The sequence below is a fragment of the Symmachiella dynata genome (genome assembly GCF_007747995.1).
GTDB lineage: Bacteria > Planctomycetota > Planctomycetia > Planctomycetales > Planctomycetaceae > Symmachiella > Symmachiella dynata.
The window spans coordinates 4,090,127-4,107,743 of the sequence record NZ_CP036276.1; the positions used below are offsets into that span (position 1 = coordinate 4,090,127).

The 17,617-nt window shown below is 55.9% G+C and carries 11 protein-coding genes; 6 read left to right on the forward strand and 5 right to left on the reverse strand.

Features of this window, described 5'->3' with window-relative positions; all coding sequences use genetic code 11:
* The first annotated feature begins 509 nt into the window (after positions 1-509).
* The 5 genes from Mal52_RS15540 to Mal52_RS15560 are packed head-to-tail and all read left to right on the forward strand — an operon-like array spanning position 510 to position 5,863.
* Entirely contained in the window at positions 510-1,679 is a 1,170-nt protein-coding gene (locus Mal52_RS15540) for an ABC transporter permease (RefSeq protein WP_145377102.1), read from the forward strand.
* 23 nt (positions 1,680-1,702) lie between these two features.
* Positions 1,703-2,386 (forward strand): hypothetical protein, encoded by a 684-nt coding sequence (locus Mal52_RS15545; protein WP_145377103.1) that lies wholly within the window; start codon positions 1,703-1,705, stop codon positions 2,384-2,386.
* A complete protein-coding gene (locus tag Mal52_RS15550) occupies positions 2,383-3,993 on the forward strand; it encodes an efflux RND transporter periplasmic adaptor subunit (RefSeq protein WP_145377104.1) in 1,611 nt (536 codons plus the stop codon). Before Mal52_RS15545 ends, Mal52_RS15550 begins: the two co-directional genes overlap by 4 nt.
* Positions 3,994-4,010: 17 nt before the next feature.
* Positions 4,011-4,724 carry an ABC transporter ATP-binding protein gene (locus Mal52_RS15555; protein WP_145377105.1) on the forward strand — a complete coding sequence of 238 codons (714 nt, stop codon included), beginning with the start codon at positions 4,011-4,013 and terminating at the stop codon, positions 4,722-4,724.
* Positions 4,724-5,863 carry an ABC transporter permease gene (locus Mal52_RS15560; RefSeq protein ID WP_145377106.1) on the forward strand — a complete coding sequence of 380 codons (1,140 nt, stop codon included), beginning with the start codon at positions 4,724-4,726 and terminating at the stop codon, positions 5,861-5,863. Before Mal52_RS15555 ends, Mal52_RS15560 begins: the two co-directional genes overlap by 1 nt.
* Positions 5,864-5,879: 16 nt before the next feature.
* On the opposite strand, the gene Mal52_RS15565 is transcribed toward Mal52_RS15560, so the two are convergent.
* From Mal52_RS15565 to Mal52_RS15580, 4 genes are read right to left on the reverse strand one after another with little or no spacing between them, the layout of a single operon-like run.
* Positions 5,880-8,102, reverse strand: coding sequence for a molybdopterin oxidoreductase family protein (locus Mal52_RS15565; RefSeq protein ID WP_145377107.1), 2,223 nt, complete (start codon positions 8,100-8,102; stop codon positions 5,880-5,882).
* Positions 8,099-9,829, reverse strand: a complete 1,731-nt coding sequence (locus Mal52_RS15570) for a DmsC/YnfH family molybdoenzyme membrane anchor subunit (RefSeq protein ID WP_145377108.1) — start codon at positions 9,827-9,829, stop codon at positions 8,099-8,101. The genes Mal52_RS15565 and Mal52_RS15570 overlap by 4 nt, the downstream gene beginning before the upstream one ends.
* Positions 9,830-9,840: 11 nt before the next feature.
* Positions 9,841-12,675: a Rieske 2Fe-2S domain-containing protein gene (locus Mal52_RS15575; protein ID WP_145377109.1), complete on the reverse strand. Its 2,835-nt coding sequence runs from the start codon at positions 12,673-12,675 to the stop codon at positions 9,841-9,843.
* A 60-nt stretch (positions 12,676-12,735) separates the two neighbouring features.
* Positions 12,736-14,136 (reverse strand): MFS transporter, encoded by a 1,401-nt coding sequence (locus Mal52_RS15580; RefSeq protein ID WP_145377110.1) that lies wholly within the window; start codon positions 14,134-14,136, stop codon positions 12,736-12,738.
* A 704-nt stretch (positions 14,137-14,840) separates the two neighbouring features.
* Here Mal52_RS15580 and Mal52_RS15585 point away from each other — a divergent pair.
* Positions 14,841-16,499, forward strand: coding sequence for a CehA/McbA family metallohydrolase (locus Mal52_RS15585; protein WP_145377111.1), 1,659 nt, complete (start codon positions 14,841-14,843; stop codon positions 16,497-16,499).
* A 53-nt stretch (positions 16,500-16,552) separates the two neighbouring features.
* On the opposite strand, the gene Mal52_RS15590 is transcribed toward Mal52_RS15585, so the two are convergent.
* Positions 16,553-17,614, reverse strand: coding sequence for a substrate-binding domain-containing protein (locus Mal52_RS15590; RefSeq protein ID WP_145377112.1), 1,062 nt, complete (start codon positions 17,612-17,614; stop codon positions 16,553-16,555).
* Positions 17,615-17,617: the final 3 nt, after the last annotated feature.

The window sequence follows — 17,617 nt, forward strand, 5'->3', positions numbered from 1 at the left end:
GACTTTACAAGAAGCGGAGTTTATTCGTGTTGCATCGCATAACAGCTATTATCGGTATTCTGACGGTGTTGACATGCCCCATCGTATGTCGCGCCGCATCGATATGCTGTTCTCCGACACAAGTCGAAGCCAGTGTCGATTGCTGTCATGATTGCCAAACGAATTCTGATCCTTGCCACGAGAAACAAGAAGCGCCGGAACACGAAGACTGCACAAAATCGTGTTTTTGCAAGGCCGCCATTTGTGGCAGCGCCATTTCTGGGCTCCCTCCGCTGAGCCCGAGCCTAATCCAATTGCCGGTAGTTCCAGACGGTAAGTCGGCACTGCCGACAGCATTTGACCATCGCGGAGAAGCGAGTTCTCTGTCTAGCAGCGGCTTGCGAATCGCGCTGCGCTCGCTGTTGTGCTGATGAATGCGTTCCGCCCATCTTTGATGGCGGACTGACGTCTCGCACGTTTGATGACGTGCTTTGAATCGACGTATTCTTCAATTTAGCACTTGGATGCCCATGGTCTTCTTTCGACCGCTGCCGTGGGAGTACGGCATACGCAATCTATTGCGCCGGCCGTTGCGCACGGCGCTGACACTCGTTGCCCTGACCATCGTCACCTTACTGGTGATGGTTGTGCTGGGTTTCGTGCGCGGTTTGGACCGCTCACTCACCACCGGAGGCCAACCTCAAACGGTGATCGTCTTCTCATTGGGTATGGGGGAAAACTTAGAATACTCCTCGGTTCCCATGCGAACAGCCGATCTGCTGGCGGCGTCGATTCCGGGTATTCGCGAACGCTATGGAAAGAAGTCTTCCTCGCCCGAACTTTATCTCGGTACGAAGGTCAATCGCGCATTAGAAGCCGAGCCGGAAATGGGGCTGGTGCGAGGAGTCACGCCGACAGCACTGTTGGTGCACGAAAATGTCGAAATCACACAGGGAAATTGGCCGCGGGTGAACGAAATCTTGGTCGGTCGGATGGCGGCCACCAAATTGGGACTGACCGCCGCAGAGATCCAACCGGGACGGACGCTATTTTTTGAGGGCCGGGAATGGACCATCAGCGGAACCTTTGCCGCAGCGGGTGCCACCTATGAATCCGAAGTGTGGTGCCGGCTCGGCGATTTGCAACAGGCGATGAAGCGTCAGGATCTGAGCCTTGTTGCTTTGAATTTGGGACCCGCAGGCACGTTTCAGGACGTTGATCTGTTCTGCAAGGAACGACTCGATTTGGAACTGCAGGCGATTCGTCAGACCGATTACTTCGCTTCCCTGCAAAAGGACTATCGTCCCGTCCGTTTGTTGTCCTGGCTGGTCGTAGCGCTCGTCTCCAGTGCGGGGGTGTTCATCGGCTTGAATACGATGTACGGAGCGGTCATCGGCCGGATTCCCGAATTGGCAACACTGCAAACGATCGGCTTTTCACGCAGGGCGGCCATTTTGAGCATCATGCAAGAAGGGACCATCCTCGCCATGACCTCTGCCTTGCTGGCTTCTGTTGTGGCGTATGGATTGGTTCATAAAGCAGCGGTCCGATTCACGATGGGCGCCTTCGAGTTGCAAATCGACACGACCACATTGTTGATCGGATATGGAATTGCATTGTTTTTAGGAATCGTCGGCTCACTTCCGCCGGCGATTCGAATTTTCCGCCTCTCCGTCGTGGACGGACTCAGGGCAATTTAACACTCTACGAAAAGGATTTACGAATGCTACACAACTTCAAGTTGGTCGGAACTTTAATCACAATCGCAGCAGTGACCGGCTGCTCCACTGAAAATGCGAGCGATAAAGCGGAAACAGCAAGGCAAGCTTCTACTGAAGGAGCAGCCTATCTGACCACCACAGCACCCGGCTCCCCGTTGGACATCATTCCGATGCGCGAGAGCGTTGAAGGGGATGAGGACGTGGTGGTTGTCGGGCGCATCGGCGGCAGTCATGAACCTTGGGTCAATGGAATGGCCGCGTTTTCGATCGTTGATCGTTCGTTGCCAGCCTGCACGGATATCCCGGGCGACAAATGCCCGACTCCCTGGGACTATTGCTGTGCGACCGACAAATTGCCCGGTTCCACGACCTTGGTAAAAATCGTGGACGACAAAGACCAGGTCATTTCCACAGATGCCCGCGAACTCCTGGGGCTGACGGAATTGCAGACCGTGATTGTAACCGGCAAAGCCAGCAAGGACGATGCCGGCAATGTGACGATCCTGGCCCGTAAGGTCTATGTCGACCCTGCCAATCCCGGTCAAGTCAAACGCGGCAATCCCGGAGAGACCCCAGAGCATGCACATGACCATGATCACGACCATGGACACGATCACGATCATGATAAAGAACATGACCACGACGACGACAAGGACGCGCATTCTGACACCAAAGGTGAGTCATGAGCACGACCTCAAAGGTCAATGTGAAAGAACTGGCCATTCAGCGTGACCAGGAGGATCGGCCGCGGATCGCGCCCAAGCGGCGGATCGTCTCCCGCGTGGTTTTGCCGGCGCTGATGATCGTCAGTTTTCTTTCGGTCTTGGCGTGGGCGGCGCGTGACGTCTACATGCCGCGAACGTCCGTCACAGTCATTCCAGTGCGGATGAGTCTGTCGGAACTCCAGGCCCAAGGGACGCCGCTGTATAACGCGGCGGGCTGGGTTGAGCCGCGCCCCACGCCGACGCGCGTGGCGGCGTTGGCGTCGGGGGTGGTGGAAGAGTTACTTGTCGTGGAGGACCAGTTCGTCACCGCAGGTGAGCCGATTGCGCGCTTAGTCGATGACGATGCGACTTTATCACTAGAGCAAGCCCAGGCGACGCTTGAATTGCGGAAAGCGGAGATTCAGGAAGCCGAGGCGGGTGTGGAGGCGGCGCGGGTTAATTTTGACATCCCCGCTCACCTCGAACTTCCCGTTGCCGAGGCGGAAGCTGCCTTGGCAGCCATTGAGACGGAACTATCCAATCTGCCACACCAAATCAAACAAGCGGAAGCGCGGCTGCGATTTGCCACCTATGATTTGAAAACCAAGCAAGCTCTCGGCGATGTCGCCACGCAAACAAGCATCGAACAAGCACAGAGCGAACAAGATGCTGCCGCAGCCGGCGTGGTGGAATTGACCAATCGACGCGCGGTGCTTGTCCAGCATCAGCGGGCACTGCGCCGACAAGTGGCGGCGGCCGCTAAGCGGTTGGAACTGAAGACCGATGAACAGCACGCATTCAAAGCGGCCAAAGCGCAACTCATGGCAGCCCGTTCTCGCTTAAAGCAAGCAGAGGTCGCTGTTGCCGAAGCGGAGTTGCGACTCGCACGCATGACAATTCACGCACCGGTCGAGGGGCGGATTCTCAATCTTGTCACACAACCGGGGTCGCATTTGATGGGCAGCGCCGGTTCGATGCAAGGAGAGGACCGCAGCACGGTCGTCAAAATGTATTCGCCCGACCAACTCCAGGTCCGCGTCGATGTGCGGTTTGAGGACCTGCCTAAGACTGGGCGGGGACAACCGGTGGAAATTCGTAGCCCCGCCATTGCGGAACCACTGACGGGGACAGTTTTGTTCCTGACAGGCTTTGCCAACATTCAGAAAAACACCTTGGAGGTGAAAGTCAGCATCGAGAATCCGCCGGCGGTGTTGAAGCCGGAAATGCTGGTGGATGTCACATTTCTGGCGCCCGATACGGAAGCACCGGCTGAGGAAAACACCGAGGAGTATCGGCTCTTCATTCCCGGTGCACTCGTTGCGCAGGACGGCGAAGCAAGCTTTGTTTGGGTGGCTGATGTTGCCAATCAGGTCGCACGACGACAGCCAGTGACGGTCAGCGATCAAGCGTCCGGCACGTTCATCGAAGTCACGGGTGGGCTTACCGCTGCCAGTCGTATCATTGCCTCGGGCTACGAAGAATTGAATGACGGCGACCGAATCCGGATTACCGACGAGGCAAACATTTTTGACGAAGAGACAACCTCTGCCTCCCACCCCCAACGTTTTCCGGACAAGGCACACAATTAACAGCGAGGAACTTTCGCATGTCGCTTATCCATATTAAGCAGGTCAGCAAATTCTTCCACAAGGGAGATGAAAAGATCACGCCGCTGGACAACGCCGAGTTGCTGATTGAGCGCGGAGAATTCGTTTCGCTCATGGGAGCCAGCGGCACCGGTAAGTCGACCTTGCTGAACCTGATTGCCGGGATTGATCGGCCCACCTCCGGGCACATCATCGTGGACAACGTCGACATCACCGGGATGTCACGGACCAAGCTGGCGACGTGGCGGGCTCGTAATATTGGTTATGTGTTCCAGACGCACAACCTGATCCCGGTCCTAACGGCCTACGAAAATATCGAGCTCCCGTTGTTACTTTTGCCGATGAATCGATCCGAACGGCAGCGCCGCGTTGAACTCGCGTTAACGGCTGTCGATCTGTTGAACCGCGCCAATCATTATCCTCGCCAACTTTCCGGCGGTCAGGAACAGCGGGTGGGAATCGCCCGGGCGATTGTGACCGATCCCACGGTCGTTGTCGCGGACGAACCAACCGGCGATCTTGATTCTGAGACCTCGTCCCAGATTTTGGATTTATTGCAGCGGCTCAATGTCGAACTGGGAACCACGTTTCTCATGGCGACGCACGACTCCGAAGCTGCGGCAATGGCTGGACGTCAATTGAAACTCGACCGGGGGCAGCTCATTGAAGTGGGTGAGCGCGCTATGGTCTCAGTGCATCCGGAGGCCTCCTGATGTTTAAGTTTGCACCGTATCTGTTTAAGACTTTGTGGCGGCATCGCGTGCGGACGCTGTTGACGGTCAGTGGATCGGCGGTCGCTCTGTTTGTGTTTTGTTTTGTCCTATCCGTTCAGCAAGGGCTTGAGCGACTCACACATCAAGACAATTCGGTGCTGGTCGTGTTTCAGGCGAATAAATTTTGTCCCGCCACCAGCCATCTTCCGCAAGATTATGATCGTATCATCGAGGAAATGCCCGGCGTGCGGGATGTGCTGCCGATTCAAGTCTTCACGAACAATTGCCGCGCCAGCCTGGATGTCGTTGTCTTTTATGGAACCGAAGTTGAGAAAATCCGCAGGCTGAGGAATTTCGAACTTGTGACCGGCAGCTGGACGGATTTTGAAGGCCACCAAGACGCGGCCATCGTGGGACGCGCGTTGGCGACGCGGCGTGGTATTTCGGTGGGAGAGAAGTTTTCCATAGGCGATGTCACGGTGGCCGTTGCGGGGATCTATACCAGTGATAACCGAGCGGAAGAGGATTACGTCTACTGCCACCTCGATTTTCTACAACGGACGCACGGACTCGATCTGGTCGGCACCGTCACCCAGCAAGAAGTCTGGCTCGACAATTCCGCCGACCCCGACCAGACCGCCGTTGCCATCGATGCCCAATTGAAATCCGGGCAGATCGAGACCGACACACGAACCAAAGGCGCCTTCCAGTCGTCCAGCATCGCCGATCTTGTCCACCTGATCGATCTGTCCCATTACCTGGGTTGGGCCTGCCTCTTATTAATGGCGGTTTTGCTGGGAACGACCACGATCATGACCGTCGAAGATCGCATCGGAGAGCATGCGGTTCTGCAAACGTTGGGGTTTACGACATTTCGCGTCTTTCGACTGGTGATGTCCGAGGCGGTTCTACTCAGTGTCCTCGGCGGCTGCTTGGGCACCGCGTTGGCAACCGTCTTCCTCTTCGAATCAGGACTGTCATTAGGAGCCGAGGCGGTGAGCATTGCGATTGTGCCGACATGGAACATGGCCATCTATGCAGCGATCACGTCGTGCGTAATCGGCATCATCGCCGGAATCGCCCCCGCCACCCACGCCGCCCGCGCGGACATCGTCACTTCGTTACGCATGGCGAGATAGCCGACAGATGCAATGTTCAAAACCCTTCGCGGCTGATGTTGACGGCGCAGGATTTGTAGGAGGGTTGCCGGGAATAGGGATCGAAGACCGGGTCGGTGAGGCGGTTGGTGGGTTCGTAGTGCATGGGGATGAACAATTGACCGGCCTTGATAGCGTGTGTCACCATCGCCTTGGCCCGCAGGCGCCCGCGTTGGGATTCGACGATGGTCCATTCGCCCGGACGGATATTCAGCGCGCGGGCATCGGCGGGATTGATCTCGACGAACGGATTTTCCGGATACAATTTACGGAGCACCGCCGATTGGCGGGTGCGGGTTTGCGTGTGCCATTGGGCTACCGTTCCGCGCCCGGTCAGTAGAATAAAGGGATAACGGTGAGTCGGCTTTTCGGTGAGCGGTCGTGGATCCTCGAAGAGGAACTTGGCTTTGCCATCGGCATGAAAAAACTCCCCATCGGCGAACAACCGTCGCTCCCCAGCATTGTCAGCCCTCTTCTCCGGATAAGGCCATTGAATTCCCCCCGCCTTGTCGATCATTTCATAATCGTCGATTCCCGAAAAATCACACGGCGTTCCTCGCGAGCATTCCTTGAGCAATTGAAACACCGCCTCGGGGGACTCCCATTGCGCAAACATGTCTCCGCAGCCCCAGTACTCGGCGACGAGTTTGAAGATCGAAAAATCGGCGAGTGCTTGTCCCGGGGCGGGCCGCAGTTTTTTGACGAGTCCAATCCGCCGTTCGGAATTGATCTGCGTTCCTTCCTTTTCTCCCCAGCCGGCGGCGGGTAACACCAAATCAGCCATCTGGACGGTTTCGGTATTGCCGTACATATCTTGCACAACCAAAAAGTCGAGGCGATCTAAAATGTCGCGGCACTGGGTTTGGTTGATCCAGGAATGCGCCGGGTTGGTGCAAATCACCCACAGGCCTTTGATTTTCCCCCGCAATATGCCTTCGATGATTTCGTCGTACGCCCAACTGTTTTGGGTCGGGATCACCTCGCTATTGATGCCCAGTATGCCGGCAATTTTTTCGCGGTGCTCGGGATTGGCAAAGTCATGTCCGCCCAGCAAATTCGTAGTGTTTGAGAACAACCGCGAGCCCATCGCGTTGGCTTGTCCGGTAATAGAATTCGCCCCCGTGCCGGGCCGGCCGATGTTGCCGGTCATGAGTGCGAGATTAATAATCGCCTGCGCGGTGCGGACCCCTTGGTGGCTTTGATTGACTCCCATCGTCCACCAGAACGAGACCCGTTTTCCGTCGTGGATCAATTCGGCGAAACGCTGAATCTGTTGTTCCGACAACCCGCTTTCACGCGCGACACGCTCCAGCGAGAATTGTGCAACGTACTCTCGAAATTCCTGAAAGTCGTTTGTGTGCTGATCAATATAATCGTGGTCGACCCAATTGTTCTCGATCAGAATACGAGCAATGCCGTACAACAACGTCTGATCCGATTTGGGAGCCAATGGCAAATGCAGCGACGCATTCATCGCCGTTTCGGTCATGCGAGGATCGACGACGATGATTTCGGGGTCATGCGGATTGCGCATCACCCGCTCCCACATAATGGGATGCGCGATACAAATATTGCTGCCGATTAATACGATGACATCCGATTCCTCAAAATCGGCATACGTATAAGGCGGGGCGTCGAAACCGAATGCCTGTTTGTAGGCGACGACGGCAGTGGCCATGCATTGCCGTGTATTGCCGTCTCCGTGCACAATCCCCATGCCGAATTTGGTCAGCGCGCCGAGCAGCGCCATTTCTTCTGTGGGAATTTGCCCGGTGCTGAGAAATGCGACCGACTCCGCACCGTGCTGTTTTTGTATTCCTTGTAACCGCTCGACGAACGTCTGCATCGCCGTGTCCCAGGTGACCGGCTCTAACTTACCCGAAGCATTGCGCAACATCGGAACCGTTGCGCGGTCCGGCGAATCGAGGACCGTCAGCGCTTCCCAACCTTTGGGACACGCCATGCCTAAGTTCACCGGATAGTCGGTGGTCGGCGTAAGTGCGACTGCGGTTCCTTCCTGCAGATGGACATTGAGCCCACAACCAGTCGAACAATAGCCGCAAACCATATTTGTCGTTGCATCGGGCAGTTGCCGAGCGGGAACTTTTCCCAGCCCAAACTCGCCCGGCTTCAACAGCAATTCCCGCGTGAGCGGGCCGGTGCGTTGATGTAATAACGATTGCAACTGGTCCATCCGTGTCGGATCGGCGGTGGTACTCATGAGCGCAGCCCTCCCGGCATGCGTGGTGCGGAGACCGCGGCGAAATACTGGTAGCGTTCCAGCAGTTCCCCCGCCAAACAGGCGACGAATAGCATGACGACAATAATAATCGTGGCGACTTCGGAGGTCCGCTGTTGCGACATTAAAAACACGGGCATCACGACGCCGCCCAGGACCCCCAAGGCAAACCGCGCAAACGTCTGATTCGAGAGTGGCCCGACGAGCAGTTGCGCAGACCGTTTCAACGGACTCACCCGTCGTGCTGCCAGATGGCTCAGCATCGACAATTCAAACACGAATTTACAACCACTGGTGACAATCAACGCCTGTAGCAAGGTATCGCCCACGTCGCGCGACAACTGCTGTGCGGCCGGATTGTTGAAGACTGCGCCCAACAACAAAATCGACAACCACGTGGCGGCGATCCCTAATATTGCAGAGGTCAGATAAAATTTGGTCACGGTCTGTGTAAAACTCCAGAATTCGCGTTTTGTGAAGACGTAAATCATGACCGAACAGAAGACTGCCACAACACCAATAGCCGCGACTCCCCAACTCAAAGACACAACGACAGCATCAGGAATGCCGGGAATCCAAGCCGCAGCGGCGTAAACGCATGCAGCTCCGGCGAAGACCCCGAATGCTACGATTTCACGACTCAGCCAGGAATGCTTTAAGCCGACGATAGCGCGAAACGCGTATTGTGGCCGCCCCAGGTGAAAGGTGCTGGCGGTCAGCGCCAACAAACCAAAGCCGAGGGCACTCGCCGCGTGCAATTGCCGAAAGGCAATCATGTCGTTGGCGTCCAAGCGGGTTTCCAGAACGCTCCCAACCACAAATGCCCCAACGGACAATTGTGTGAGGACCAACATCACAATTAACGGCCAGTGTGGATGCTGCGGATTGGTGGCGTAATAATCGGCGGGCAACATGTTGCGGGGATAGACGCGCGATGTCTTATAGCGCGTTGTGGGCAAGGTAATGTGGGGTTCGGGAGCGGCGGGCAGGAAGTTGTCTGCTTCGGAATCTTCGATCACCTGCTGAACGTCGACGACCGTGATGGCGATTGCCTCGTGCGGACAGGCTTGCACGCACGCGGGAGCTTCTCCATCGGCCAACCGATCGCTACACATGTCACACTTGCGGACGATTCCCTTACCGCTGTGGTATTTGGGAACGTCATAGGGACAGGCCAACGTGCAGTATTGACAGCCAAAACATTGATCATCGAGATGTTTGACGATCCCCGTTTCTGGGTCTTTCTCGTAGGCATCGACCGGGCAGGCGGACATGCAAGCCGGTTCGAGGCAGTGGTGACAGGCGGTGGTCACGTGCTGCATCATCGGGTTGGCAGCCGTCCCCCCCACCAGCAATCCGACGTCGCGCCACGCTTCCTCTTCATCCAAACCGTTAAGTGTATGACAGGCGGTGACACAGGCTTTGCAGCCCGAACAGCGATCGAGATCGACTTCGAAGGCGTACTGTTGTCCCGGACCGGGGGCGGAGGTGGGCACGAGTTTCGAATAATAGCGGGACTGTGCAGGCAGGCCACCCAGATCATGGGCGCGGGAAAATTGCTCCACAGCGGTCATTTGTTGTTGATCGTTCAATAGACGTTCGATCAACGTGGGACCGTCTGGAGGGACGCCCAGTATGGGGAGCGAGGAGTCTGTGCCCCCATCGGCAACGCTGGTTGGGTTGCCGTTTTTTTTGTGCAGGGTGTCCATGATTCCGTCCGTCAAACCGTCGCAGGTGCCGGGGTCGCGTGAAACTGTTCGGTATGCACCCGGTCCTCAGGCACACCCGCCTCGGTCAGCGCAGCCCGCAACTCATCCATAAACTCGTTTGGCCCACACAAGAAGTAGCGACTTCCCGCTACGTTCGAAACGAATCGTTGCACACGTTCAAAATCAATACGCCCCACTTCACCGGTCCAAGAATCATCAGGCTGTGTGAGCGAAACGACATATTGAAACGCCCCGCCATCCGTTACCAGGCTACGACATTCCTCGTGAAAGATGATGTCGGATTGGGTACGTGCCCCGTATAACAGGGTGCACGGATTGGAGCGGCCGGTGTCCTTCAAAAACCGCGTGATCGCCATCATGGGGGTGATTCCGCTACCGGCGGAGATCAAAACCAACGGCTCCCGGTGACGGTCCGGATCAAAGCAAAAGCCCCCCAACGCTCCCTTAATGCGAAGCTTGCTACCCGGCTGTATGTTTTCAAATAAGTAGTTGGTGGCAATTCCGTCGGGATTCAACTTAACGGTCAGATCGATGTGCTGACTGTCTGTCGGTGAAGAGCTAATCGTGAAACTGCGCCACAGTTCCCCCTCTTCGACTGGTATGCAGACCTGTGCGAATTTGCCGGGGAAATCCTGCGGCAGGACCGTTTGCGAGTTGTCCAAACGAAAGGTACGGACGTTGGGAGTTTCGGCGATGACATCCAACACACGTAGAGAAACTTCAGCCGCTTTGACCGCTGTCGCCGGCGACAGGTCCGGTATATCAATCCCCCCCGCATTGCTCGCTGTTTTAATAAATACGTCGCCCCCTTCAATCAAAGTCTCGTACGTTTTGATGGTATGGCCAGCGGGGGTCACACTGCATCCGGTACAGACGTCAAACTCCCATTGATGCCAAGGGCAGGTGACGACCCCGTCGGTGACTTCGCCCTCGGCTAGTGGTGCCCCTTCGTGAGGACACGCGGCATCGGTGCAGGTGATTTTGCCATCGACTTCAAATAGTGCGTACTCGCGCCCTTGGACTTCGACCGTAAGGCTTCCGGCAGCTGACAGTTTTTCCAACTTGGCGGCAAAGTTGAATCCATCGGAACGCACCGGTGATGGATCCCGCGCTTCCACTACGGTTTCGGTTGGCGAAGTCTCATTGTCTAAGCGGGCGAAATGACGCCGCAATCCCGCACAGCTGGGGCAAAAGACCGGCGGGTCTTCACCGATGTGGCGATGATCACAGCTTTCGCACAACCAGACCGGCGGTTGATACTCCTCATCACCAACCTTGTCCGCTTTGGCGGCTTGAAGTTTCTCGCGCCAATACGCACTGAATGTCTGTCCCGGCTTGTGCAACAGGTAATATTCTCCGACAACGTCTTCAATCAGCGTCGGCAACTGGTCGACATCGACGCCCAATCGATAGGGCATGCCCATGTGGACCTGTCCGGCAATTCCTCCGCCAAGAAACACGTCGAAGCCTTCGCGGGTGCCGATCAACCGTCGTACGCGGACCCCTTTGAGTCCGATGTCGGCCGTAAAATGTTGAGCGCAACTCGACGGGCAACCGCTCATGTGAATGCGAATACCGTGCAGTTTGAGAGCGCGTTTTCGCAACTTTTCGACCAGTTGCAACATCTGCCCTTTGGTTTCGGTCACAGCAATGTTGCAGAACTGGCTTCCCGTGCAGGCCATGGTGTTTAGGTCAAACGGGTCGGCATGCACGCCGAGCCCCAAAGCCGCCGCATCGGTTGCCGCCGCATCCTTAAACCCCGAAGGGATGTTGATCACGGCGATCCCCTGCTCGTGCGTCACCCGCAGTTGGCCATCGCCCCATTTTTTACTGAGGCGGCCCAGTCCTTCGAGTTGTTGCCACGTCATGCGGCCCAACGGAACCGAGAGTCCCATTGTCCACAATTTTGGATTTGTTTGGCGAAACCAGCCCACCAGTTCGTCGTGACTGGACGCGGGAGTCGGTTCGCTGATTCCCGGTTGCAAAGGAAACGGCAGCGTCTCCTCCAACCATTGCAGCACCCCGCTGACACCAATTTCGTCGACGAGAAACCGAAAGCGCGCCGCATTGCGTTTGACCCGCGAGCCTTTCGCACGAAATAGATCCAATATCGACCGCGTCACATCGACAACCTGTTCCGGATAGATCAGCACCGGCAAGTGCGACGCTAAGCGGGGGTTTTGTCCCTGGGTGCCGCCGATGAGCGGCTGAAAGACTACTTCGCCATCGTCGTTGTGCGTTGCCAGAAAGCTAATGTCCTGCGTCCAAAAATGCGCCGAATGTTGATCGGTACCGTTGAGACAAATATTCATCTTCCGCGGCAGGTCAGAATATTCACGGCTATCAACAAACAGTGCCGTGACGTCGTGGCACAGTTGCCGCGTGTCGATCAGTTCGTCAGGAATCAATCCGCTAAAAGGATGCGCGAACACATTGCGGATGTTATCGTGCCCTGTTTGTTTGGAAGTGACACCCACCTTGTCCAGCCGAGCGGCAAATTTGGGAAGATGCTCAATTTCCAGCCCTTGCACTTGAACATTCGCGCGGGTTGTGACATCGACAATTCCATGCCCATATTCATAGGCCAAGTGCGCGATTTCTCGTGCCTGTTCGGCGTTCATTTCCCCGGCAGTAATCCGGATCCGGTTCATGTACCGGCCTGAACCGTCCCGTTTCCGGTAGAAGAAGCCGTACCATTTCATGCGTTCCAAATCAGGTTGGGGGATCTCCTTCATGGGCGTGCGGGTGGCGGCGTATTTCTCACAGTCCTCCCAGACCTCGAACGAATGTTTTTCCGCTTTCCAATCTTCAACAGGGTTGGCCATGTTGTTTTTTCTTCTATCCGTGAGAACTAGTCGAGCGTGAATTCTGTACAGCAAGTTTCTTTAAGATGTCGCCGGGGCGGGTTCCAATTCCAACGGCCCGGAAAGGCCGACACCGACCGCATCGGTGTGGAGCCGAGCTTCGGTTTCGGCGGCCTCGCTGAAGTTCACCGCGAAACAAAAGAACGAGCAGCATGTGACAATCGAGCCAAGGACAAATAGTGCCGTCGGCCAGGTGAGCGACTCGGCTTTGAAGAGAAAGCCCGCCGCAACAGCCCCTGCGTTTCCACCGGCCCCTACGATGCCCGAGACCGAACCCAAGGCCCGTTTGTTGATGAACGGCACCACGGAAAAGGTCGCGCCTTCGGACATTTGCACAAACAGGCTAAACAAGATCAAAGCCGGAATCGCCAACAGCAAGACACTCATCTGTGAAAACAGCATCAGGGCCAAACCTTCACAGAACAGCACCACGAATAACCATTTCACGCGGCCCGACAGTCCCCATTTCGCTCCAAATTTATCGCCGAAGTGCCCACCCAGCGTCCGAGCAAACAGGTTCATCAAGCCAAAGGAACCGGCAATCAATCCGGCGATACTGAGCGCTTTGACGCTATCCATTTCTTGGAAGTAGTCGAAGTGATTGAGGAAATACAAAGTGGCCACGTTGTTGATCGTCAGCTCAATACCGAAACAGGTCCCGTAGATAATGAACAATGCCCACACCCGGTAGTCCTTCGCGGCTTCGAGAAACGTCCCTTTGCTTTCCTCTTTTTTAGGGAGCAAACCCTTGGCGCGTAGTTCACTAAAATTGCCATCCGGCGCATCCTGCGTGAAGAGATAGTAGGCCACGCCGGTCAATGCGCACATCAACCCGGCGACAAACATCGAGGCCCGCCAACCGATTGATTCGCTGAAACCCAGTAGCGTGACGAATCCGGCAAATACAAGGGGCATCACCATTTGTGTCACGCCCCCGCCGAGATTACCCCATCCGGCGCTGGTGGCATTGGCCGTCCCCACACAGTTCGGGGCGAACATCACTGAGGTGTGGTATTGCGTGATCACAAATGAAGCCCCGATGGCTCCGATCGCAATTCGGAAAATCAGGAACGTCGTAAAGTCGTGCGCAAAGCCGATGCACATCACCGGAATCGAACCGAGCAGGAGTAGCCATGTGTAAGCCAGTCGCGGACCAACGCGATCACACAACCAACCAATAAACAGACGGGCGAGGACCGTGATGGCCACCGAGCCGATGATGCACCAGCCGATTTGCGATTTAGTGAGGCTCATCTCCTTTGCCACGATCTTCATCAACGGCGCAATGCCAAACCAAGCGAAGAAGCAAAGGAAAAATGCAAACCAACTCATATGAAACGCCCGCATCTGCGGCGTCCCCAGAAGTTTGAAATTAAAGATTTCACGCGGACCAAACCGAGTGGCTTTGTTTTTCAGTTCCATGAATCAAAAACCTGTAAGAGTGTATTTGTCGATCAGGCTCGCAATGCCTCCAGCAGCGCGCAATCTCTACGCAGAGCGATATCGCTTTCGCGAATCGCTGCTCACCAAAACCATTCGGAAACAGCGTTTGTTGGGGTGGTCTTTACAGAGGTAAACAAACGGTCTCGGATGGGTCTCCGAGGCAGGAGGTGAAATTCATTGCAGCGGTTCGATCTGTGAAGACAACCTCTGCGAACTTGTCGAATGACGCTCCCGACGATTGAATGTCTGAGTTTGTTTAATGATCAAACCTCTTCCTCAGACAGACTAGAAGCAATTTATGTGCCACACTCCGATCGACGAGCCACAACTGCGAATTCTCACTTTGCGAAAAGAGTTGTTTCCCCACCAGTTTTAAGACAAACCAAGCAATGTCACCGGTTTGAGGCTGAAGCTCTTTCAATCTCCCCGCCTGCCTACCCAATGGGCAAGTCTGGTTGAATTTCAATGCAGGCTGCTCGAAGATGTTTGCGTTGCAAGAGCGCGAGTTTTCCCCGGTCATTTCCCACATAGCGAGCATCTGTTTAACTAGGCTACTGCATCTGCAACCTACGCAGTGCCATCAAGCAAATGGTGCGTTCTAACCGTTTCCCGGTAGAGAACGGTTTGTTAACCTGAATGGACCTGAGGAAATATGGCCGTGAAGTTTGTTCGGATGTCTGTTTATGAATTCACTCTCAAAGCTCAACACGGCCGTTTTGACTGCCTTGATATTGTTAGCAGCGGCCTGGTGGGGACGCTCGGCGTTGAGTGATATCGATACGCTTGGTGAGGCTGAGATCCACCAAATTCCCGGAACGAGAAAAACGGGGAAACCGGCGAAGGCATCTCTCCAGAGCAGTGGGCGCATCCAGTTGTCAGTAACCGAGGCTGGCCGACCGGTCTTCTGTCGCGTGAATGTCGTGGGGGCCGATGGAAACTATTACGAACCGGCCGACAATCTCCTGGCCCCCTGGAGCCTGTCGCGTTTAGGGAATCGCCAGGGGAAAGGTCCATTTCGTTATTACGGATGGTTTTTCTATTGCGACGGCCAGTGCGAAGTGGTCGTGCCGGCCGGTGAGACGCGGATCGAAGTCTGGAAGGGCTTTGAGTATCGTCCAGTCGTTGTCAAAGCAGAGGTCGCGGTTGGGCAATCGACCGCAGTAGACGTTCCGCTCAAGCGAACGATCGACCTGGCGGCTGAGGGGTGGTATTCGGGCGATACGCACATTCATCTCGATCGCCGCAGTGAGGAAGAAGATCAACGAGCACTTGATTTGCTGGCCGCTGAGGATATTCGTTTCGGCCACATTCTCTGCATGAATGACACACGTTCGTACCGACCGGTGATGGATCAGCAGATCTGGCACCAACTCAACGGCATGGGAAAGAAGTCCGTTCGGCGCCGCGGCGCTTACCAGATTTCGTCCGGCCAGGAATACCGCTGTGGGACGTTCGGTCATATTTGCTTGATTGGCGGAAGCCGCCTAGTCGATGCGGATGGCTTAAAAACAGATCCCAACAATTGGCCGCCGTTCGGCATGGTGGCCGACGAACTACACGGGCTGGGTGGATTCGCCTTCCATGCCCATGGCGGATATTCCAAAGAGATCTACATCGACTTCGCGCAGCGGGCGACTAACGGCGTAGAGTTACTGCAATTTGCCGAGTACCGCGGCATCTCGTTGGAGGGTTGGTATCACATCCTCAACGCGGGCTATCACTTTCCCGGTGTCGGCGCGTCGGACTATCCGTATTGTCGCGCATTAGGAGACTGCCGGACCTACGTCCACCTGACGGCTGCACCAACGTTTGAAAACTGGAATGCCGCCGCCGCTGCCGGTCGTAGCTTCTTCACGACCGGACCGTTATTGCGAGTTACCGTCAACGACAAACCCCCGGGGGATACCCTCGCTCTTCCCGATGGCGAACACGAATTATCAGTACGGGTGCGCATGCAGAGCTTACTCAGCCCTGTCGATGAGATTCAAATAATCGTGGGAGGAGAAATCATTTCCCGAAAGCGGTTGGAAGGTGCACAGCGCACCGATCCGGTGGACTGGACTGAGGCTGTAACCGTCCAGGATTCCACATGGGTTGCGGTGCGTGCCTTTTCCAAAAGCGCCAGCGGCCGGGATGACTCCGAAGCCCACACGAATCCCGTCTATGTCAGCCTGGGCGAGCGCCCCGTCCGGAATGAAGCGAGTATTTTGTGGCTACTGAATCAGGTGGACGAACGCATCGCCTTTCAACGTAGCCGTGAATTTCCGCAACGCGAACAAGTCTTGAACTACTTCCAAGCCAGCCGCGACGCATTGACTAAGCTGCTGAAATCGACAGATTAAACCCGAGCGGCCGCCGGGTGGCCGACTCTACATCGAGCTGAGGAGCAGACTCATCAGCACGCGCTCAATTCGCCTGTCGTGCTCGCTTCGTATCCCGGCAATGAGTCCAATAACCGGCGATAATTTTTCGAACGGACGACCTTGAGCAAAGCTTGGATGCGCGGGTCGTTGATGAATGCATTGGGTATGCATAGGTCATAGGCTTCGAGTTGCACAGGCAGGAAAACCAGTCCCGCCTCGGAGCTGGTCAGTTCCACACAAACTCCGGCATCCGCCCAACCGGAATGTACGGCATCTGCCACACCGCGATGATTGTGAGCGACACGGCGGGGGCCGCTGCGATTGCCCAGCAAACGATCCAGACATTGCCGGGCCCCAGATCCCGGTTCGCGGCCGACCCATCTCAGTTTTGAGCGTAATGCCCCGCGCACGGACTTGATGCGGGAACTGGAGGCCACAGCGATCCCCTCTTGCCAGCGAGCAATGCGCAACAATTGATAATCGCTCCCCAGGACCTCGCGCACCACTTGAGCATTACCTTCCGACTCGTCCGCTGTGGAAAGGTGTAACCCGGCGAGATGCACTTTGCCTTCTTGCAACAATTTAAGAGCTTCGCGACTCGAGTGAGACAAAATCAACATCCGCTGGCCGGTGGCTTGTGCAAATTCGCTCGCCAACAATCCGGCAGCGGGATCACAGCAGGCAATCACCAGGGTTTTGCTGAGAAGCCGTTGCGAGCCAGCTGTCGTCGACACTTCGGAAGCCCCGCTCCCATCAGGCAGCAGCGTATACATCGGGGCTGTCTCGGCCGGATACAACCAATGTCGTCCCCCAACTTCGGCTTGCCAGTAAGACTGCTTTGTCGTCTGCGGCTCCCAGGCCCACGTGGGAGATTGTTCTGAGGCGTCCTTCGGCCCAAACAACACTTCCACAGTCGTTTCCAGCGCCAACGCCAATGCCAATGCTGCTGAGACAGAGGGAACAAGCCGCTCGCCCTCAATAGCGGTCACTGCCGTGCGGGATATCGCCGCCAGCTGTCCCAGCTCCGCCTGCGTCAATCCAGCGGCAGTGCGAAGTTGGCGAACACGGTTACGGTTTGATGGCTTGGCTGTCATGGT